Origin of the sequence: Halobaculum litoreum (assembly GCF_030127125.1) — an archaeon.
Taxonomy (GTDB): Archaea; Halobacteriota; Halobacteria; order Halobacteriales; family Haloferacaceae; genus Halobaculum; species Halobaculum litoreum.
Genome location: NZ_CP126156.1, coordinates 2,150,487 through 2,164,831, shown reverse-complemented (window position 1 = coordinate 2,164,831; position 14,345 = coordinate 2,150,487). Strand labels below are relative to the sequence as shown.

The following is a 14,345-nucleotide window of genomic DNA, read 5'->3' as shown; positions in this document are numbered from 1 at the left end:
GGCCGCGGGCGATCACGCCTCCCCGTCCGGCGGCCACGCGACCCCGCGCTCGGCGAGCAGGTCGGCGAACGCCGCCTCGTCGATCTCGGGCACGTCGGCGGCCGCGGCGTCCTCGCGCTTGCTCGTCCCCGGCGAGTCGCCGACAACGAGGTAGTCCGTGTTCCCCGACACCGACGAGGTCGCGCTCGCGCCGTGCGCCTCGACGACCTCCTGTGCGACGCTGCGCGACGTCGACAGCGACCCCGTGAACACGAACGTCAGCCCGTCGAGGGCGTCCCCGGCGTCGGTGTCGTCCGGCTGCGGGTCGACGTAGTCGAGCAGGTCGTCGATGACGCGGGCGTTCTGCTCGGTCTCGAAGAAGTCGCGGACGGTGTGTGCGACCGTCTCACCGATGTCGTCCACCTCGACCAACTCCGCGACGGCCGCGTCCCGCACGGCGTCGAACGTGCCGAAGTGGCGCGCGAGGTTGCGGGCGGTCGCGCCGCCGACCTCGTGGATGCCGAGCGCCGCGAGGAACTCGGCGAGGTCGGGCTCGCGGCTCGCGTCGATCTCGCGCAGGAGGTTGTCGGCGCTCGTCTCGCCCCACCCCTCCAGCGCGACCAACTCCCCGCGCCGCTCGTGCAGGCGGTACAGGTCCGGCAGCGTCTCGACGAGCCCGGCCTCCCGGAGCTGTTCGACCGACTCCTCGCCGAGCCCCTCGATGTCGAGGCCGCCGCGGCTGGCGTAGTGGACGACCGCGCGCTCGGCCTGCGCGGGACACGCCAGCCCGTTCGGACAGAACGCGAGCGGCCCGTCGCGCTCCACGTCGCTCCCGCAGGCGGGGCAGGCGTCGGGGAACGCGTACGGCGCGTCGCTGTTCGACGTCACCACCTCGGCGACCTGCGGGATCACGTCGCCGGCGCGCTTCACGCGCACCTCGTCGCCGACGTTCACCCCCAGCGACTCGATCTCGTCGGGGTTGTGCAGGGTCGCCCGCGACACCGTCACCCCGCCCACGTCGACCGCGTCGAGGATGGCGACGGGGGTGAGCCGGCCGGTGCGGCCGACCTGCACGACGATCCGCTCGACGGTCGTCACCTCGTGGCGCGCGGGGAACTTGTACGCGAACGCCCAGCGATAGCTCCGCGCTTTCGTGCCCAGTCGCTCGCACGCCGCCCGGTCGTTCACCTTGATCACGACCCCGTCGATCTCGTAGTTCAGGGCCTCGCGCTCCTCCGCCAGCCGGTCGCGGTAGTCGATGGCCGCCTCGACGTCGGCGGCGAGCTCCGCGCGGTCGTTCACGTGGAGGCCGAACGAGCGGAGGGCGTCCAACTCCGCGAGGTGGGTGTCCGGGTGGGAGGGGGCCAGCCCGTCGTCGTCGCGCGCCTCGCCGTCGTCCCACCCGAGCACGTCGTAGAAGAAGCAGTCGAGCGGGCGCTCGGCGACGGCGTCGAGGTCGAGCTGACGGAGGGTGCCGGCGGCGGCGTTGCGGGGGTTGGCGAACGGCTCCTCCCCGCGCTCGACGCGCTCGGCGTTGTGGTCGTGGAAGGCGTCGCGCGGCATGAACACCTCCCCCCGGACGGCCAACTCCGCCGGGGGGTCGCCGCCGAGCCGCTCCGGCACCGACCGGATCGTCCGCACCTGTTCGGTCACGTCGTCCCCCTCGCGCCCGTCGCCCCGCGTCGCCGCCTGCACGTAGCGGCCGTCCTCGTACACCACCTCGACGGAGAGCCCGTCGAACTTGGGCTCGCACGAGTACGCGACGTCGCCGACCGCCCGGCGGACGCGCGCGTCGAACTCCCGGACGTCGTCGGCCTCGCCCGACTGGTCGATCGACAGCATCGGCGCCGCGTGCGCGACCGTGTCGAGGGCGTCGAGGGTGCCGCCGCCGACGCGCCGCGTCGGCGAGTCCGCGGCGTCGAGGTCGAACGCGTCCTCGAGCGTCTCCAGCCGGGCGAACAGCGCGTCGTACGTCCGGTCGGCGATCAGCGGGTCGTTGCGGGCGTAGTACCGGTAGTCGTGCTCGCGGACCGCCGCCCGGAGGAGCGCGGCCTCCGCGGCGGCCGCGTCGGCGTCGAGCGTCGAGACGTCGGCGAACGCCGTGTCCGGGTCGACGAGGTAGGGGTTGTCCGGGTCGGCGAACCGTAGGTCGTCGGGGTCGACCTCCGCGGGAGTACTCATCGACGGCGCTTGGATCGCGGCTCGCCTGAATCCATCGGCGGCCGGCCGGCGCGGGGACCGGACCGACGAGCCGGCCGAGACGCCGCGGGCGCCGTCGGCTCCGTCGTGGCCGACCGACCGGCGCCGAGTCGGCGTCGCCTCCGGTTATCGGATGTGGTAGCCGGACGTGCGTTCTTTTGTGAGGGTGGCCCGTGCTCACTCCATGACCCACGCGGGGGGAACCCGAAGGGCCGATTCCGGCTTCACAGGAGCGTTACGTGGCAAGATCGACGAAATAATCAGATACACGCCGTCCGGCGACACGATCCCGGACGAGCAGTGGCGGTCGCGCCACCGGTCGATCCTGATCGCGCTGGTCGCGCACATCCCGTTCCTGACGGCGCTGGGGCTGTACGAGGGGACCGAGACGCTCGTCACCGGGGCGACGATCCCGTCGATGCCGACCGCGATGGTGGTCGGGCAGATGGGCCTGCTCGCGGTCCTCGCGGCGCTGTCGACCTGGTCGCGCCTCGGACGGCGGACCCGGACCGCGCTGTCGTCGCTCGGGCTGATGCTCAGTTCGGGCTTCCTCGTGCGGTTCTCGGGCGGCTTCATCGAGGCGCACTTCCACTTCTTCGTCGTCATGGCGGTGGTCGCCCTGTACGAGGACTGGGTGCCGTTCGCGCTCGGCCTCGTGTACGTCAGCGGGAGCCACGTCGTGTTCTCGCTGATCGACCCCACGAGCGTCTACAACCACCAGGCGGCGATCCAGAACCCCTGGGCGTGGGCGGGGATCCACGCGGCGTTCATCCTCATGCTCGCGGCGGCGCTGATGCGAAACTGGTTCTCGATCGAGAAGTCCCGCGAGGAGGCGGCCGACCGGATGGCGGCGGTCGAACGGCAGAAGTCGGAGGTGCGCGACGCCGAGGAGGCGACGGCGGAGGCCAAACGGCGCCGCGAGGAGGTCGAACGGCTCAACGACGTGCTGGAGTCGACCGCGACCGACTACAGCGCCGCGCTGGGGCGCGCGGCCGACGGCGACCTCACCGTCCGTCTCGACGCCGACAGCGAGAGCGGCGCGATGGCGCAGGTCGGCGCCGCCTGTAACCGGATGCTCGAGGACATGGAGACGGCCATCCGCGAGGTGAAGGCGGTCGCCAGCGAGGTCGACGCCGCGAGCCGACAGGCGTCGACGGGCGTCGCCGAGGCGACGCACGCCAGCGACACCGTGAGCCGCTCGGTCGACGACATCGCCGACAGCGCCGAGGACCAGCGCGGCCTCCTCGCGGAGGTCGCCGGCGAGATGGAGGACCTCTCGGCGACCGTCGAGGAGGTCGCGGCGTCGGCGGAGACGGTCGCGGAGACCTCCCGCGAGACCGCACACGTCGCCGACGAGAGCGAGTCGTCGGCCCACGACGCCATCGAGCGCATGGACGCCGTCGAGGGCACCATCGAGTCGACGGTCGACAACGTCCAGTCGCTGGAGGACCGGATGGCCGAGATCGGCGACATCGTCGACCTCATCGGCGACATCGCCGACCAGACGAACCTGCTCGCGCTCAACGCCTCCATCGAGGCGGCCCGCGCCGGCGGCGGCTCCGGCGCTGACAGCAACGGGTTCACCGTCGTCGCCGACGAGGTGAAACAGCTCGCCGAGGAGACCCGCGAGGCGGCCACCGAGATCGAGGCGCTCATCGAGCGGACGCAGGCGCGCACCGACGCGACCGTCGAGGAGGTCCGCGCCGCCGAGGACCACATCGCCGAGGGCGCCGACGCGGTGGAGACGGTGGCGGCGTCGCTCGCGACGGTCGCGACCAACGCCGAGGAGACGAACAGCGGGGTCGAGGAGATCAGCGGGGCGACCGAGGACCAGGCGCGCAGCACCGAGGAGGCGGTCGCGGCGATCGAGCCGGTGACGGAGATCAGCCGCGAGACCGCCGAGGCGGCCGAGCGCGTCGCCGCGACGACCGACGACCAGGTGGAGTCGATGTCCGCGGTGACCGCCGAGACGGAGTCGCTGTCGACGCAAGCGGACACGCTCCGGGACCTGCTGGCCGCCTTCGAGGTCGGCGGCGGCGACGGGGCGGCCGAGCCCGACCCCGCCCCCGGCCGCGGTCCGGCCGGCGCCCGCGTCGCCCTCGAGGACGGCGGGACGACGCCCGACGGCGACGACCCCGGCTTCGAGTTCGACGCCGACCGCTGACCGGGCGCTCGCGCGCCCGCCCCGCGGAGTCGCCTCCCTCCGTTTCCCTACCGCTCGTTTCGCACGTCCGGGACGAGGATCCCCTCGTCCTCGAACAGGTCCGCCAGCGCGAACATCGACTCGACGACCACGTCGCACGCCGGTTCGACCGCGGGCTTCGGCTCGTACCCCACCGCGAGCCCGGCGACCTCCAGCATCGGCAGGTCGTTGGCGCCGTCGCCGACGGCGACGGTCCGGCTCATCGGGACGCCCTGCTCGTCGGCGACGCGCTCCAACTGCTCGTCTTTCGTCCCCTCGACGAGCGGGCCCGCCACCTCGCCGGTGAGCCGGCCGCCCTCGACTGGGAGGCGGTTGGCGACGATCTCGTCGACCTCGACGCCGGCCTTCTCGAGCGCGGCGGCGACGCCGCGCTCGAAGCCGCCGGTGAAGACGGCGACGTAGTGGCCGCGGTCGCGCAGGCGCTCGATCACGGCCGCGGCGCCCTCGCGCAGTTCCACCCGGTCCCACGCGACCTGCGCCTCCTCCTCCTCGAGGTGTTCGAGGAGCGCCGCGCGCTGTCGCAGGCTCTCGGCGTAGCTCAGTTCGTCGTTCATCGCCCGCGCCGTGATGTCGGCCATCTCGTCGGCGACGCCGCACCGCTCGCCCAGCAGCACGGTCATCTCCGAGTCCGACAGCGTCCCGTCGAAGTCGAACGCCACGAGTCGCGTCATGGGCGTCCGTTCGCTCCCCGCGGCTTCAACTCCCCGGATCCCGCGACCGCGGCGTCGCCGCCGGGGCGACGCGTCGCCCGCCGAGCCGTACACGACCGTGGAATTTCCACCCGAAACGAGGGGGTCGTCTATCCAGCGCTATGGATCGCTCCGGTGGGCGAGTTACGCCGACGTGGAAAGCCTTACCCACGCGCCGCGACTCGGAGCGCGCATGAAGGTACTCGTCACGGACCCCATCGCGGACGCGGGGATCGAGACGCTCCGAGACGCCGGCCACGAGGTCGAGACCGGCTACGACCTGGAGGGCGACGCGCTCCTCGAGGCCGTCGCCGACGCCAACGCGCTGATCGTGCGCTCGGGGACGGAGGTGTCCGCCGAGGTGTTCGAGGCGGCCCCGAACCTCCTGATCGTGGGCCGGGCGGGCATCGGCGTCGACAACATCGACATCGACGCCGCCACCGACCACGGCGTCGTCGTCGCGAACGCCCCCGAGGGGAACGTCCGCGCCGCCGCCGAGCACACGGTGGCGATGACGTTCGCCGTCGCCCGCTCCATCCCGCAGGCACACGCCCGCCTCAAGGACGGCGAGTGGGCCAAGGGCGACTACCTCGGGCGCGAGGTGAACGGCAAGACGCTCGGCATCGTCGGCCTCGGCCGCGTCGGGCAGGAGGTCGCCAAGCGCCTCGACTCGCTGGGCATGGACCTGGTCGTCTACGACCCGTACATCAACGAGGAGCGCGCCGCCCAGTTCGGCGCCGAACTCGTCGACGACCTCGACGACTGCCTCGCCCGCGCCGACTTCGTCACCATCCACACGCCGCTGCTCCCCGAGACGGAGGGGATGATCGGCGCCGAGGAGTTGGCGGCGATGGGCGACGCGTACCTCGTCAACTGCGCGCGCGGCGGCATCGTCGACGAGGCCGCCCTCGCCGAGGCGGTCGAGAACGGCCCCGTCGCGGGCGCGGCGCTGGACGTGTTCGCCGAGGAGCCGCTCCCCGCGGACTCGCCGCTGCTCGACGTCGACGACGTCATCGTCACGCCCCACCTCGGCGCGAGCACGGAGGCCGCCCAGGAGAACGTCGCCGTCGACACCGCGAAACAGGTGCTGGCGGCGTTCAACGACGAGCCGGTCGTCAACGCCTTGAACGCGCCGTCGGTCGACGAGTCGGCGTTCCCGCGCATCGAGCCGTACCTCGACGTGGCCGACACCGCCGGCCGCATCGCGGCCCAGCTGCTGGGCGAGCGCATCTCCGGGGTCGAGGTCCACTACGAGGGCGACATCGCCGCCGAGAAGATCGACCTCGTCACCGCCAGCGCGCTCAAGGGGGTGTTCTCGCCGCTGGAGTACGAGGTGAACGCGGTGAACGCCCCCCAGCTCGCGAAGGACCGCGGCATCGAGGTGACCGAGAGCAAGACCCGACAGGCCGAGGACTTCCAGAGCCTCGTCACGGTGACCGTGAAGGACGGCGACACCGAGATGTCGGTGTGCGGCACGCTGTTCGCGGGCGACGACCCGCGCATCGTCCGCATCGACGGCTACCGCGTCGACGCCCGGCCGTACGGCCACATGCTCGTCGCGCGCAACCGCGACGAGCCGGGCGTCATCGGCCTCATCGGCACCGTCCTCGGCGACGCCGGCGTCAACATCGCTGGGATGTTCAACGGCCGCGAGACCATCGGGGGCGAGGCGCTCACCGTGTACAACCTCGACAACCCCATCACCGACGAGGCCGTCGAGCGCCTGCTCGACGACGACCGGATCATCTCCGTGAACCGGATCGTCCTCGAGGGCGCCGACAACGGCCGCTGACCCCGTCGCGGACTCCTACTCCTACTCCATCGCGCGCCGTGTCGTGCGGTCTTCCGTGCCGGCCGCCGTCCGCGAGCGGGGCCGCCGTCGTCGCCTCACCGTCGCAACCGCTCCAACAGCCGTCCGACGGCCGACGCCGCCGGCGTGCGACGCGCCGCCTCCCGGTCGGCGTCCGCCCGGGCCGCGTCCAACAGCGTCTCGTACCGGTCGACGATCCGTCGCTGGTCGCGGACCCGTTCGGCCAACTCCCGGCGGAGGCGTTCGTTCTCGTCCCGGAGGGCTTCGAGGCTCCGCGCCGCGCCCGGGCCCGGGCCGCGGCGGTCGGCGTCGCTCCTCGACTCGTGTGCTGCTGACTCCCCACCCATGCTCCGTCACGACGCCGCGGACCCGCAAAAAGGCGCGTCGGACGGACGGGTGACACACGGGCGACACGCCCGCTCGCGCGTCCCGCCGGCGGCGACGGCGCTGTCGCCCCGGTCGCCGAAGCGGTCGCCCGCGCTCAGGACACCCGGACCAACTCGGCGACGGCGTAGGCGGCCGCCAGCGCCCCGACGAGCAGCCCGATCGTTCCCAGGAGCTGGTTCCGCGGGGCGGTGGTCGTCTGCGAGACGGTCAACAGCGCGAGCAACACGACGTGGAGGGCGAGCAGCCGGTCGGTGCGGTCGGACACGTCGGCGACCACTCGCGGCCCCGACGTGAACGGTTCGGCCGCCGGCGACGGTCGGGGGCGGGGCGGCGCGTCGGCGTGCCCCGCGTCGTCGCCGTCACTCCGCGCCGATGTGCTCCAGCACCGCGTCCGTGGAGTTCGCCACCGGCTCGGGGTCGCCGCCGGCCTCGTAGGCGGCGTCGGGGTCCTTCAGCAGGTGGCCCGTCGTGAGACAGACGACGTCCTCGTCGGCGTCGACGACGCCCCGCTCGCGGAGCTTCCGGAGCCCCGCCACGGAGGCGGCGGAGGCCGGCTCGACGCCGACGCCCTCCCGGGCGAGGTCGCGCTGGGCCTCGGTGATCGCCTCGTCGTCGACGGCGACGGCGGTGCCGCCGGTCTGGCGGATGCCCGGGAGCGCCTTCGGCGCGTTCACCGGGTTGCCGATGCGGATGGCGGTCGCGCGCGTCTCCACCTCGTCCCAGCGGCGCACCTCGTCGGCGCCGTTCTCGATGGCCTCGACCATCGGCGCGGCGCCGGCCGCCTGCACCCCCGTCAGGGCGGGCACCTCGTCGGGGTCCATCGCGCCGGCGGCGACCAACTCGCGGAACGCCTTGAACAGCGCCGACGTGTTCCCCGCGTTGCCGACGGGGAGGACGATGCGGTCGGGGAAGGTACCGTAGTCGTCGCGGAACTCCTCGAGGATCTCGAAGCCGATCGTCTTCTGCCCCTCGAGGCGGAACGGGTTCAGGGAGTTGAGGAGGTACACCTCGCCGCGGTTCGCCAGGTCCTGTACGATGTCGAGGCAGTCGTCGAAGTTGCCGTCGACCTCGAGGATCCGGGCGTCGTGGAGGCTCGCCTGCGCGACCTTCCCCGCGGCGACCTTCCCCGCCGGGAGGAGCACGAGCGTCTCCATCCCGCCGCGGGCGCCGTAGGCGGCGAGGGCGGCGGAGGTGTTCCCGGTGGAGGCGCACGCGAGACGGCCGACGCCGAGTTCCTTGGCGACGCGGACGCCGACGGTCATGCCGCGGTCCTTGAACGAGCCCGTCGGGTTCATCCCCTCGTGTTTGATCCGGAGGCGGTCGACGCCGACGTCCTCCTTCAGGCGCGGCACCTCGTGGAGCGGGGTGTGGCCCTCCGGCAGCGAGACGCCCTCCTCGAACGGGAGCGCGGCGGCGTAGCGCCACACGCCCTCGCCCTCGAAGTCGTCGAACGTCGGCGGGTGCGCGTAGCGCACCTCCAGCAGGCCGTCGCAGTCGTCGCAGGTGAACCGGACGTCGTCGAACGGGGCGAACTGCCCGCCGCAGGCGATACACTCCAGCCAGACGCCGTCGTCGGCGACCGCCGGCGCGTCCTGGGCGGGCGCGTCGAGGGAGAGGCTCATGGCGAGTCGGTCGGACTCGCCGCGTAAAAGTGGGCTGTTCGTGGCGGGTAGTGCCAGCGAGGCCGACCGGCGGGAGGCCTCGGAGAACGGCGGAGCGGTCCCGTGCCGCTCCGCCCAGCGCCACGCGAACTCGACCGACGGGAGGCCTCGGAGAACGGCGGAGCGGTCCCGTGCCGCTCCGCCCAGCGCCACGCGAACTCGACCGGCGGGAGGCCTCGGAGAACGGCGGAGCGGTCCCGTGCCGCTCCGCCCGTCGTCCACGAGAACGCGACCGCGGGCAGACCGCGTTACTCGTCGTCGCCGAACGCCTCGATGACGCCGTGGACCGTCTCGGCCCACTTGTCGAGCGCCTCGTGGAGCAGTTCCTTCGCCTCGGGCAGCGGCGTGGCGGTGTACTGGTACACGTAGCCGCCGGGGTCGAGCAGCCGCCGCTCGCGCTCGGCGAGGCCCTTCTCCAGCAGCGTCGTCAGCGACCGGTTCACGTTCGAGCGGTCCCGGTCGAGGACGTCGGCCAGCTCCTCGACGGTGCTGCCGGGGTTCTCCAGCAGGCGGAGGTACGTCCGGCTCTCGTGTTCCTGGATCCCGAACACGCACGCCATCACGTGCCCGAAGCTCGGGTCCTCCGTGTGGATCAGGTCCTCCATGTCCGGCGAGTCGCTCATGTCGTCCGTATCGACGGCGTCGCCGCGAATAAAGCCCCGCGGTCGCGGCACCGCCGCCCGGCGGTCCGCCGGCTACTCGTCGCCGTCGCCGTCGCCGGCGGCGTCGGCCTCCGCCTCCTCGTCGGGCTGTCTCGCGTACCCCATCCGCTCGATGCACAGCAGCATCTCGGCCTCCTCCTGGTGTTTGTGGAGCCGCGTCGGCGTGTCGCAGTAGAACGTCTCCCCGTCGTGGCGCAGCGTCAGCTTGCGCTCGCTGCCGAACAGGTCGGCGGTGACGACGACCCGACGGCCCTCCCGCAGGGCGTCGATGATCTCCGCGGCGGTGAGTTCGCCGGCGTCGACCTCCAGCGGTTGCATGGCTCACGGTGCGCGACCCGCCGTTATCTTTCTTGCCACCCGGACACCAGATCCGGGCGTGCAGGTCCGCACCATCGACCACGTGAACCTCCGCATCCCCGAGGACGGCCTCGCCGACGCCCGCGCCTTCTACGAGGCGGGGCTCGGCTTCGAGTTGGAGGGCGTCGACCGGTTCGAGTCGGGCGAGAAACCGTTCTTCGACGTGCGGCTGGCGCCCGAACACGTGATCCACCTGTGGCCGACCCCGGCGTTCGACGAGCCGGTCGCGACCAACTACGACCACGTGGCGCTGGTCGTCGAGGAGGACGTCGAAGCGGTGCGGTCGGCGCTCGCCGACGCCGGCATCGAGGTCGAGCGGGAACTGGACAGCCCGCGCGGCGCGACCGGCGAGGCCGGCGCGGTGTACGTCCGCGACCCGTTCGGCTACCGGGTGGAACTCAAAGCGCCCGTCGCGGAGTCGTAGCCCCCCGCGACCGACGGCGCGACGCGCGCGGGCGCAGGCCTCAGTTCTTCGTCGGGGTCGACTGGCCCTCGGTGCCGTCCTCCACCGTCTCGACGGGCGCCTCGGCGCCCTCGACGGCCTCGGCCGCCTCGACGTCCTTCGGCGTGTCGACGTGCCAGCGGTCGACCTCGTCCTCGAAGTCGGCGAGCCGCCGCGACACCGCCTCCTTCAGGTCGTCGTCGTTGACGTTCACCTCGAAGACGAACTCCGGGCCGCCCTCGCCGCGCGTGGACTTCTGGATGTTCGCCGACACCAGTTCGTTGTCGAAGTAGTACGGCGCCATCTGCGTCATCACCTTCCGGTAGACGGTGTGTTCGAACTTCCGAACGGCCTTGCGCCCGGCCGAGTCGGCCGCGCGCGCGACGTGGCCGATGGAGTCCTTCCACGAGTCGAGCGCGCCGTCGTTGTCGCCGTTCTCGACGCGTTCGTACGACTCCGAGAGCTTCTCCCCGGCCGTCTGGAGGTCCTCCTCCGGGCTGGTCCCCTCGCGCTCCCCCTTCCCCTCGGCGACGCTCGCCTGTTCGGCGGTCTTCGCGTCGACGTCCTCGCCGAGGCGCTCGTGGGCCTTGGGACGCCACTCGTCCCACGCCTCGAAGGCGTCCAGCCGGTCCTCCGAGACCCCACACTCGTGGAGCGCGCGGGTGATCCGCTCGCCGTGCTCGACGGCGTCACCCCACTCCCCACGCGTCTTGAATCCGGAGATGCTCTCTTCCATGCGGTTGACCGCCGGCTACGCCGTGGAGCGGTATAAGCGTCCCTCTCCGTGTCGCGCCCGTCGGACGCGAGCCCGGGCGGCGGGTGGGCTCACCGACCCCCGTAGGTGAGGCGTGCCGCGAGGTCGTCCAAGCGAGAGACGACGCCGCCGAGCCACGCGCTCGGGGAGACCCGCCGGAGGTCGTCGTCCGCGAGCTCGATCCGGTCGTCGCCGTACGGGTCGCTGTCGCCGTCGGCGGTCGCGTCGACGACCGTCGACATCGAACACCGACCGCACGACTCGCGCTCGCCGAGTCCCATGGTAGCTACCTCCACCGTCGTGGACGACGATGATAAACCCCTCGCCCGCCGGTCCCGGCCCGCTCGCCGTGGACGACGCCCTTTTGCCGGCGGTGGCCATCTGCCGGGGTATGGGATACCACGTCGTGAACCCGGACGACCTGGCGGAGGAGCCGGACCGCCCGTGCGAGCTCCGGCGAATCGCCGAGGCGGCGGGCTTCGAGAAGCTGGCGGCGAACTGGTTCCGCGCCGAGCCCGGCGAGGAGCTCCCGCTGGCGTACCACTACCACGAGGAGCAAGAGGAGCTGTTCTACGTCGTCGAGGGGACGCTCCACGTCGAGACGCCCGAGGAGACGTTCGCGGTGCCCGAGGGGTCGCTGTTCGCCGTCACCCCGGGGAGCCCCCAGTTGGCGCACAACCCCGCGGACGCGGACGAACCGGTGACGGCCCTCGCGCTCGGGGCGCCCGCCGTCTCGGGCGACGCCGTGGCGTACGACCCGGAGGAGTAGGATGGCCCGCGAGGAGCGGGGCGAGGCGACCGACGCCGCGGGCGGCGGCGCCGACCCCGACACCGCCGCCGCGGCGGACGCCGACGCGGACGCGTACCGGACCGACGCACAGGGGCGGATCGTCGACGGCGCGGCGTACGAGGACGTCCCCGTCTGGGACGACGAGTTCCTCGACCGCGTGAGCGACCGCCTCATGTTCAACTACGACCTCGACCGCGACTACCGCGTCCGCGGGGAGTCGTTCGACCTGTTCGGCACCATGCGGATCGCCTCCCAGAAGGAGTTCTTCCACCCCTCGCTCGACTACGCGAACCACCACAGCGACGAGCACCTGTTCGCCCGCCGCGTCGACCGCGCGTCGGTCCGCGAGCTGGAGCGACTCGTCGAGTTGGGCCACGACCTCGCCGACGAGTGGGTCGAGGGCGACGAGGAACACTACGGCACGGACTTCTCGTTCGTCCTCGTCGCCGACGAGGTGCCCGAGGCGGTGCGCGAGTTCGTCGTCGACTTCCGCGAGCGCCAACTGCTCAAGTACGGCTACTACGGCCACTACGAGATCAACCTCGGCGTCGTCGCCCCCGACGAGGAGACGGCCGTCGCCAGCCGCGAGGCGGACGTCGTCGCCGCGTTCGCCCTGTGGGACGACGTGCCCGAGCGGCGCGGTCGGCGGGGCCTCGTCTCGCGCATCCTCGGGAAGCTCCGCGGCTGACTCCCGCGGCGCGGCCGGGAGCGTTTTGTCACCCGGTCGACTCGTGGCGCGCATGGACGCCCAAGACCGCGTCGCCGACTTCTTCGACCGCCACGGCTTCGAGGGCCGCCCGGCGTACCAGGCGCTCGATCTGGCCAGCGAGGTCGGCGAGATCGCCGGCGACGCCGCGAAGTCGACGACCTACGGCGAGCACCCCGAGCAGTTGGCCGTGAAGACGGACGAACTCGGCGACGCGCTGTTCTCGCTGCTGTCGCTGTGCAACTCGCTGGACGTCGACGCCGACGAGGCGCTCGCCGAGGCCATCGCGAAGTACGAGGCGCGGATCGCCGAGCGCGGCGACCCCGGCTCGGAGCCGTAGCCCGGCGGGGTCGCCCTACAGCGCCTCCTTGTACGCCTCCAGCGTCTCCTCGACGTCCGCGTCGGTGTGGGCGTAGGAGACGAACTGCGACTCGAACTGGTTCGCGGTGAGCCAGATCCCGCGCTCTTTCATCTCCTGCCAGAACACCCGCTCCCAGCGCTCGGTCGCCGCCTTCGCCGTGTCGGCGCCGGTCTTCGGGCAGCTGTCGAAGCGGGGGCACGACTCCCGCTGTGAACAGCCGCCCTCGCAGTGGCCCTCGAACGTCTCGGGGGCCTCGCGCGTGAACACCGTCTTGAACATCGAGTCGGTGCCGACGACGGTGTACTCGGGCGCTTGGTCCTCACAGATGTCCCGGATGCCCGAGCGCAGCGCGTCGCCGAGGGCGTTCACGTGGTCGTACACGTCGTTCTCCGCGGCGAACTTCAGGTACTCGTGGCCGGCGGCCATCGTCACCGGGTGGCCCGAGAACGTGCCCGACTGGAACACGTCGCCGGCGGGCGTGTAGTGCTCGACGATCTCCGCTTTGCCGCCGATGGCGCCGACGGGGAAGCCGCCGCCGATGATCTTCCCGAAGGTGGTGAGGTCGGGGGTGATCCCGAACTTCCCCTGCGCGCACTGGAGGCCGCCGACGCGGAAGCCGGTGATCACCTCGTCGAAGATCAGCAGCGAGCCGTGCGCGTCGCACAGATCCCGGAGCGTCTCGTGGTAGCCGTCGACCGGCTGGACGATGCCGTAGTTGGCGAGGATCGGTTCGGTCATCACCGCCGCGATCTCGTCGCCGTGCTCCTCGAACACCGCCTCGACGGCGGCCGCGTCGTTGAACGGGACGGCGATCGTGTGCTCGGCGAAGGAGTCGGGGATGCCCGGCGAGGACGGGTGGGTGTGGTACGGGTCGTCGCCCGCCTCGACGAGGGTGGACTCCTGGGCGCCGTGGTAGCCGCCCTGCATGATCACGATCTTGTCGCGCCCGGTGTACGCCCGGGCGAGCCGCACCGCCGAGACCGTCGCCTCGGTGCCGGAGTTGACGAAGCGGAGCATCTCCACCGAGGGGACGTGCCGCGCGACGAACTCGGCGTGTTCGACCTCGATCTCGGTGGGGCCGCCGTACATCGGCCCCTGACTGGTGTGGCGCTGGACGGCCGACTGGACGGCGTCGGGCGCGTCGTGGCCGTACAGGAGCGGGCCGTACCCCATCACGTAGTCGAGGTAGCGGTTCCCGTCGGCGTCGATCACGTGGGCGCCGTCGCCGCGCTCGATCACGAACGGGTACGGGCGCGTCGCGCGCACCGAGGAGTTGACCCCGCCGGCCAGCACCGAGAGGGCGCGGTCGTACAGCTCCCGGGAACGGTCGTGGTTCATGCGCTGG

General features: G+C 72.3%; 16 protein-coding genes. 6 read left to right on the top strand and 10 right to left on the bottom strand.

Annotation, left to right across the window (positions count from 1 at the left end; genetic code table 11):
• Positions 1-12: 12 nt before the first annotated feature.
• Entirely contained in the window at positions 13-2,160 is a 2,148-nt protein-coding gene (ligA, locus tag P0R35_RS11810; RefSeq protein WP_284012661.1) for an NAD-dependent DNA ligase LigA, read from the bottom strand.
• Positions 2,161-2,362: 202 nt separating this feature from the next.
• Between ligA and P0R35_RS11805 the strand changes: the two genes are divergently transcribed.
• Positions 2,363-4,342, top strand: coding sequence for a methyl-accepting chemotaxis protein (locus P0R35_RS11805; RefSeq protein WP_284012660.1), 1,980 nt, complete (start codon positions 2,363-2,365; stop codon positions 4,340-4,342).
• Positions 4,343-4,389: 47 nt separating this feature from the next.
• On the opposite strand, the gene serB is transcribed toward P0R35_RS11805, so the two are convergent.
• Entirely contained in the window at positions 4,390-5,052 is a 663-nt protein-coding gene (serB, locus tag P0R35_RS11800) for a phosphoserine phosphatase SerB (protein ID WP_284012658.1), read from the bottom strand.
• Positions 5,053-5,263: 211 nt separating this feature from the next.
• Between serB and serA the strand changes: the two genes are divergently transcribed.
• Positions 5,264-6,862 (top strand): phosphoglycerate dehydrogenase, encoded by a 1,599-nt coding sequence (gene serA / locus P0R35_RS11795; RefSeq protein WP_284012657.1) that lies wholly within the window; start codon positions 5,264-5,266, stop codon positions 6,860-6,862.
• A 95-nt stretch (positions 6,863-6,957) separates the two neighbouring features.
• Here serA and P0R35_RS11790 read toward each other — a convergent pair whose 3' ends face one another.
• The 5 genes from P0R35_RS11790 to P0R35_RS11770 form a co-directional block, all read right to left on the bottom strand.
• Positions 6,958-7,227 carry a hypothetical protein gene (locus tag P0R35_RS11790; protein ID WP_284012656.1) on the bottom strand — a complete coding sequence of 90 codons (270 nt, stop codon included), beginning with the start codon at positions 7,225-7,227 and terminating at the stop codon, positions 6,958-6,960.
• Between the two features lie 134 nt (positions 7,228-7,361).
• A complete protein-coding gene (locus P0R35_RS11785) occupies positions 7,362-7,532 on the bottom strand; it encodes a hypothetical protein (protein WP_284012655.1) in 171 nt (56 codons plus the stop codon).
• Between the two features lie 94 nt (positions 7,533-7,626).
• Positions 7,627-8,889, bottom strand: a complete 1,263-nt coding sequence (gene thrC, locus P0R35_RS11780; protein WP_284012654.1) for a threonine synthase — start codon at positions 8,887-8,889, stop codon at positions 7,627-7,629.
• A gap of 287 nt (positions 8,890-9,176) precedes the next feature.
• Positions 9,177-9,551: a helix-turn-helix domain-containing protein gene (locus P0R35_RS11775; protein WP_284012653.1), complete on the bottom strand. Its 375-nt coding sequence runs from the start codon at positions 9,549-9,551 to the stop codon at positions 9,177-9,179.
• 72 nt (positions 9,552-9,623) lie between these two features.
• The gene (locus P0R35_RS11770; protein ID WP_284012651.1) at positions 9,624-9,908 is read right to left on the bottom strand and encodes a DUF8001 family protein; all 285 of its coding nucleotides are present in this window, start codon (positions 9,906-9,908) and stop codon (positions 9,624-9,626) included.
• 58 nt (positions 9,909-9,966) lie between these two features.
• Between P0R35_RS11770 and P0R35_RS11765 the strand changes: the two genes are divergently transcribed.
• Positions 9,967-10,371 carry a VOC family protein gene (locus P0R35_RS11765; protein ID WP_284012650.1) on the top strand — a complete coding sequence of 135 codons (405 nt, stop codon included), beginning with the start codon at positions 9,967-9,969 and terminating at the stop codon, positions 10,369-10,371.
• A gap of 40 nt (positions 10,372-10,411) precedes the next feature.
• Here the strand turns inward: P0R35_RS11765 and P0R35_RS11760 are convergent, their stop codons facing one another.
• On the bottom strand, positions 10,412-11,125 hold the full coding sequence (locus P0R35_RS11760) for a DUF5828 family protein (RefSeq protein ID WP_284012649.1): 714 nt from the start codon (positions 11,123-11,125) through the stop codon (positions 10,412-10,414).
• 89 nt (positions 11,126-11,214) lie between these two features.
• Complete coding sequence (locus P0R35_RS11755) at positions 11,215-11,424, bottom strand: DUF8007 family protein (RefSeq protein WP_284012648.1); 210 nt, start codon at positions 11,422-11,424, stop codon at positions 11,215-11,217.
• 110 nt (positions 11,425-11,534) lie between these two features.
• On the opposite strand from P0R35_RS11755, the gene P0R35_RS11750 reads away from it, so the two are divergent.
• Genes P0R35_RS11750 through P0R35_RS11740 form a run of 3 tightly spaced genes read left to right on the top strand, consistent with a single transcriptional unit; the run spans position 11,535 to position 12,979 of the window.
• Positions 11,535-11,912 (top strand): cupin domain-containing protein, encoded by a 378-nt coding sequence (locus P0R35_RS11750; RefSeq protein WP_284012647.1) that lies wholly within the window; start codon positions 11,535-11,537, stop codon positions 11,910-11,912.
• Position 11,913: 1 nt separating this feature from the next.
• Positions 11,914-12,621 carry a DUF8052 family protein gene (locus P0R35_RS11745; protein ID WP_284012646.1) on the top strand — a complete coding sequence of 236 codons (708 nt, stop codon included), beginning with the start codon at positions 11,914-11,916 and terminating at the stop codon, positions 12,619-12,621.
• Positions 12,622-12,673: 52 nt separating this feature from the next.
• Positions 12,674-12,979 carry a MazG nucleotide pyrophosphohydrolase domain-containing protein gene (locus P0R35_RS11740; RefSeq protein ID WP_284012645.1) on the top strand — a complete coding sequence of 102 codons (306 nt, stop codon included), beginning with the start codon at positions 12,674-12,676 and terminating at the stop codon, positions 12,977-12,979.
• 15 nt (positions 12,980-12,994) lie between these two features.
• Here P0R35_RS11740 and hemL read toward each other — a convergent pair whose 3' ends face one another.
• Positions 12,995-14,338 carry a glutamate-1-semialdehyde 2,1-aminomutase gene (hemL, locus tag P0R35_RS11735; RefSeq protein ID WP_284012644.1) on the bottom strand — a complete coding sequence of 448 codons (1,344 nt, stop codon included), beginning with the start codon at positions 14,336-14,338 and terminating at the stop codon, positions 12,995-12,997.
• Positions 14,339-14,345 lie beyond the last annotated feature (7 nt).

What these genes read in the sequence shown, in the direction of transcription:
- serA (WP_284012657.1), top strand. Translation starts at nt 5,264, where the DNA reads ATGAAGGTACTCGTCACGGACCCCATCGCGGACGCGGGGATCGAGACG.
- P0R35_RS11750 (WP_284012647.1), top strand. Translation starts at nt 11,535, where the DNA reads ATGGGATACCACGTCGTGAACCCGGACGACCTGGCGGAGGAGCCGGAC.
- P0R35_RS11790 (WP_284012656.1), bottom strand. Translation starts at nt 7,227, where the DNA reads ATGGGTGGGGAGTCAGCAGCACACGAGTCGAGGAGCGACGCCGACCGC.
- ligA (WP_284012661.1), bottom strand. Translation starts at nt 2,160, where the DNA reads ATGAGTACTCCCGCGGAGGTCGACCCCGACGACCTACGGTTCGCCGAC.
- P0R35_RS11770 (WP_284012651.1), bottom strand. Translation starts at nt 9,908, where the DNA reads ATGCAACCGCTGGAGGTCGACGCCGGCGAACTCACCGCCGCGGAGATC.
- thrC (WP_284012654.1), bottom strand. Translation starts at nt 8,889, where the DNA reads ATGAGCCTCTCCCTCGACGCGCCCGCCCAGGACGCGCCGGCGGTCGCC.
- P0R35_RS11760 (WP_284012649.1), bottom strand. Translation starts at nt 11,125, where the DNA reads ATGGAAGAGAGCATCTCCGGATTCAAGACGCGTGGGGAGTGGGGTGAC.
- P0R35_RS11775 (WP_284012653.1), bottom strand. Translation starts at nt 9,551, where the DNA reads ATGAGCGACTCGCCGGACATGGAGGACCTGATCCACACGGAGGACCCG.
- P0R35_RS11745 (WP_284012646.1), top strand. Translation starts at nt 11,914, where the DNA reads ATGGCCCGCGAGGAGCGGGGCGAGGCGACCGACGCCGCGGGCGGCGGC.
- P0R35_RS11740 (WP_284012645.1), top strand. Translation starts at nt 12,674, where the DNA reads ATGGACGCCCAAGACCGCGTCGCCGACTTCTTCGACCGCCACGGCTTC.
- P0R35_RS11805 (WP_284012660.1), top strand. Translation starts at nt 2,363, where the DNA reads ATGACCCACGCGGGGGGAACCCGAAGGGCCGATTCCGGCTTCACAGGA.
- serB (WP_284012658.1), bottom strand. Translation starts at nt 5,052, where the DNA reads ATGACGCGACTCGTGGCGTTCGACTTCGACGGGACGCTGTCGGACTCG.
- P0R35_RS11755 (WP_284012648.1), bottom strand. Translation starts at nt 11,424, where the DNA reads ATGGGACTCGGCGAGCGCGAGTCGTGCGGTCGGTGTTCGATGTCGACG.
- hemL (WP_284012644.1), bottom strand. Translation starts at nt 14,338, where the DNA reads ATGAACCACGACCGTTCCCGGGAGCTGTACGACCGCGCCCTCTCGGTG.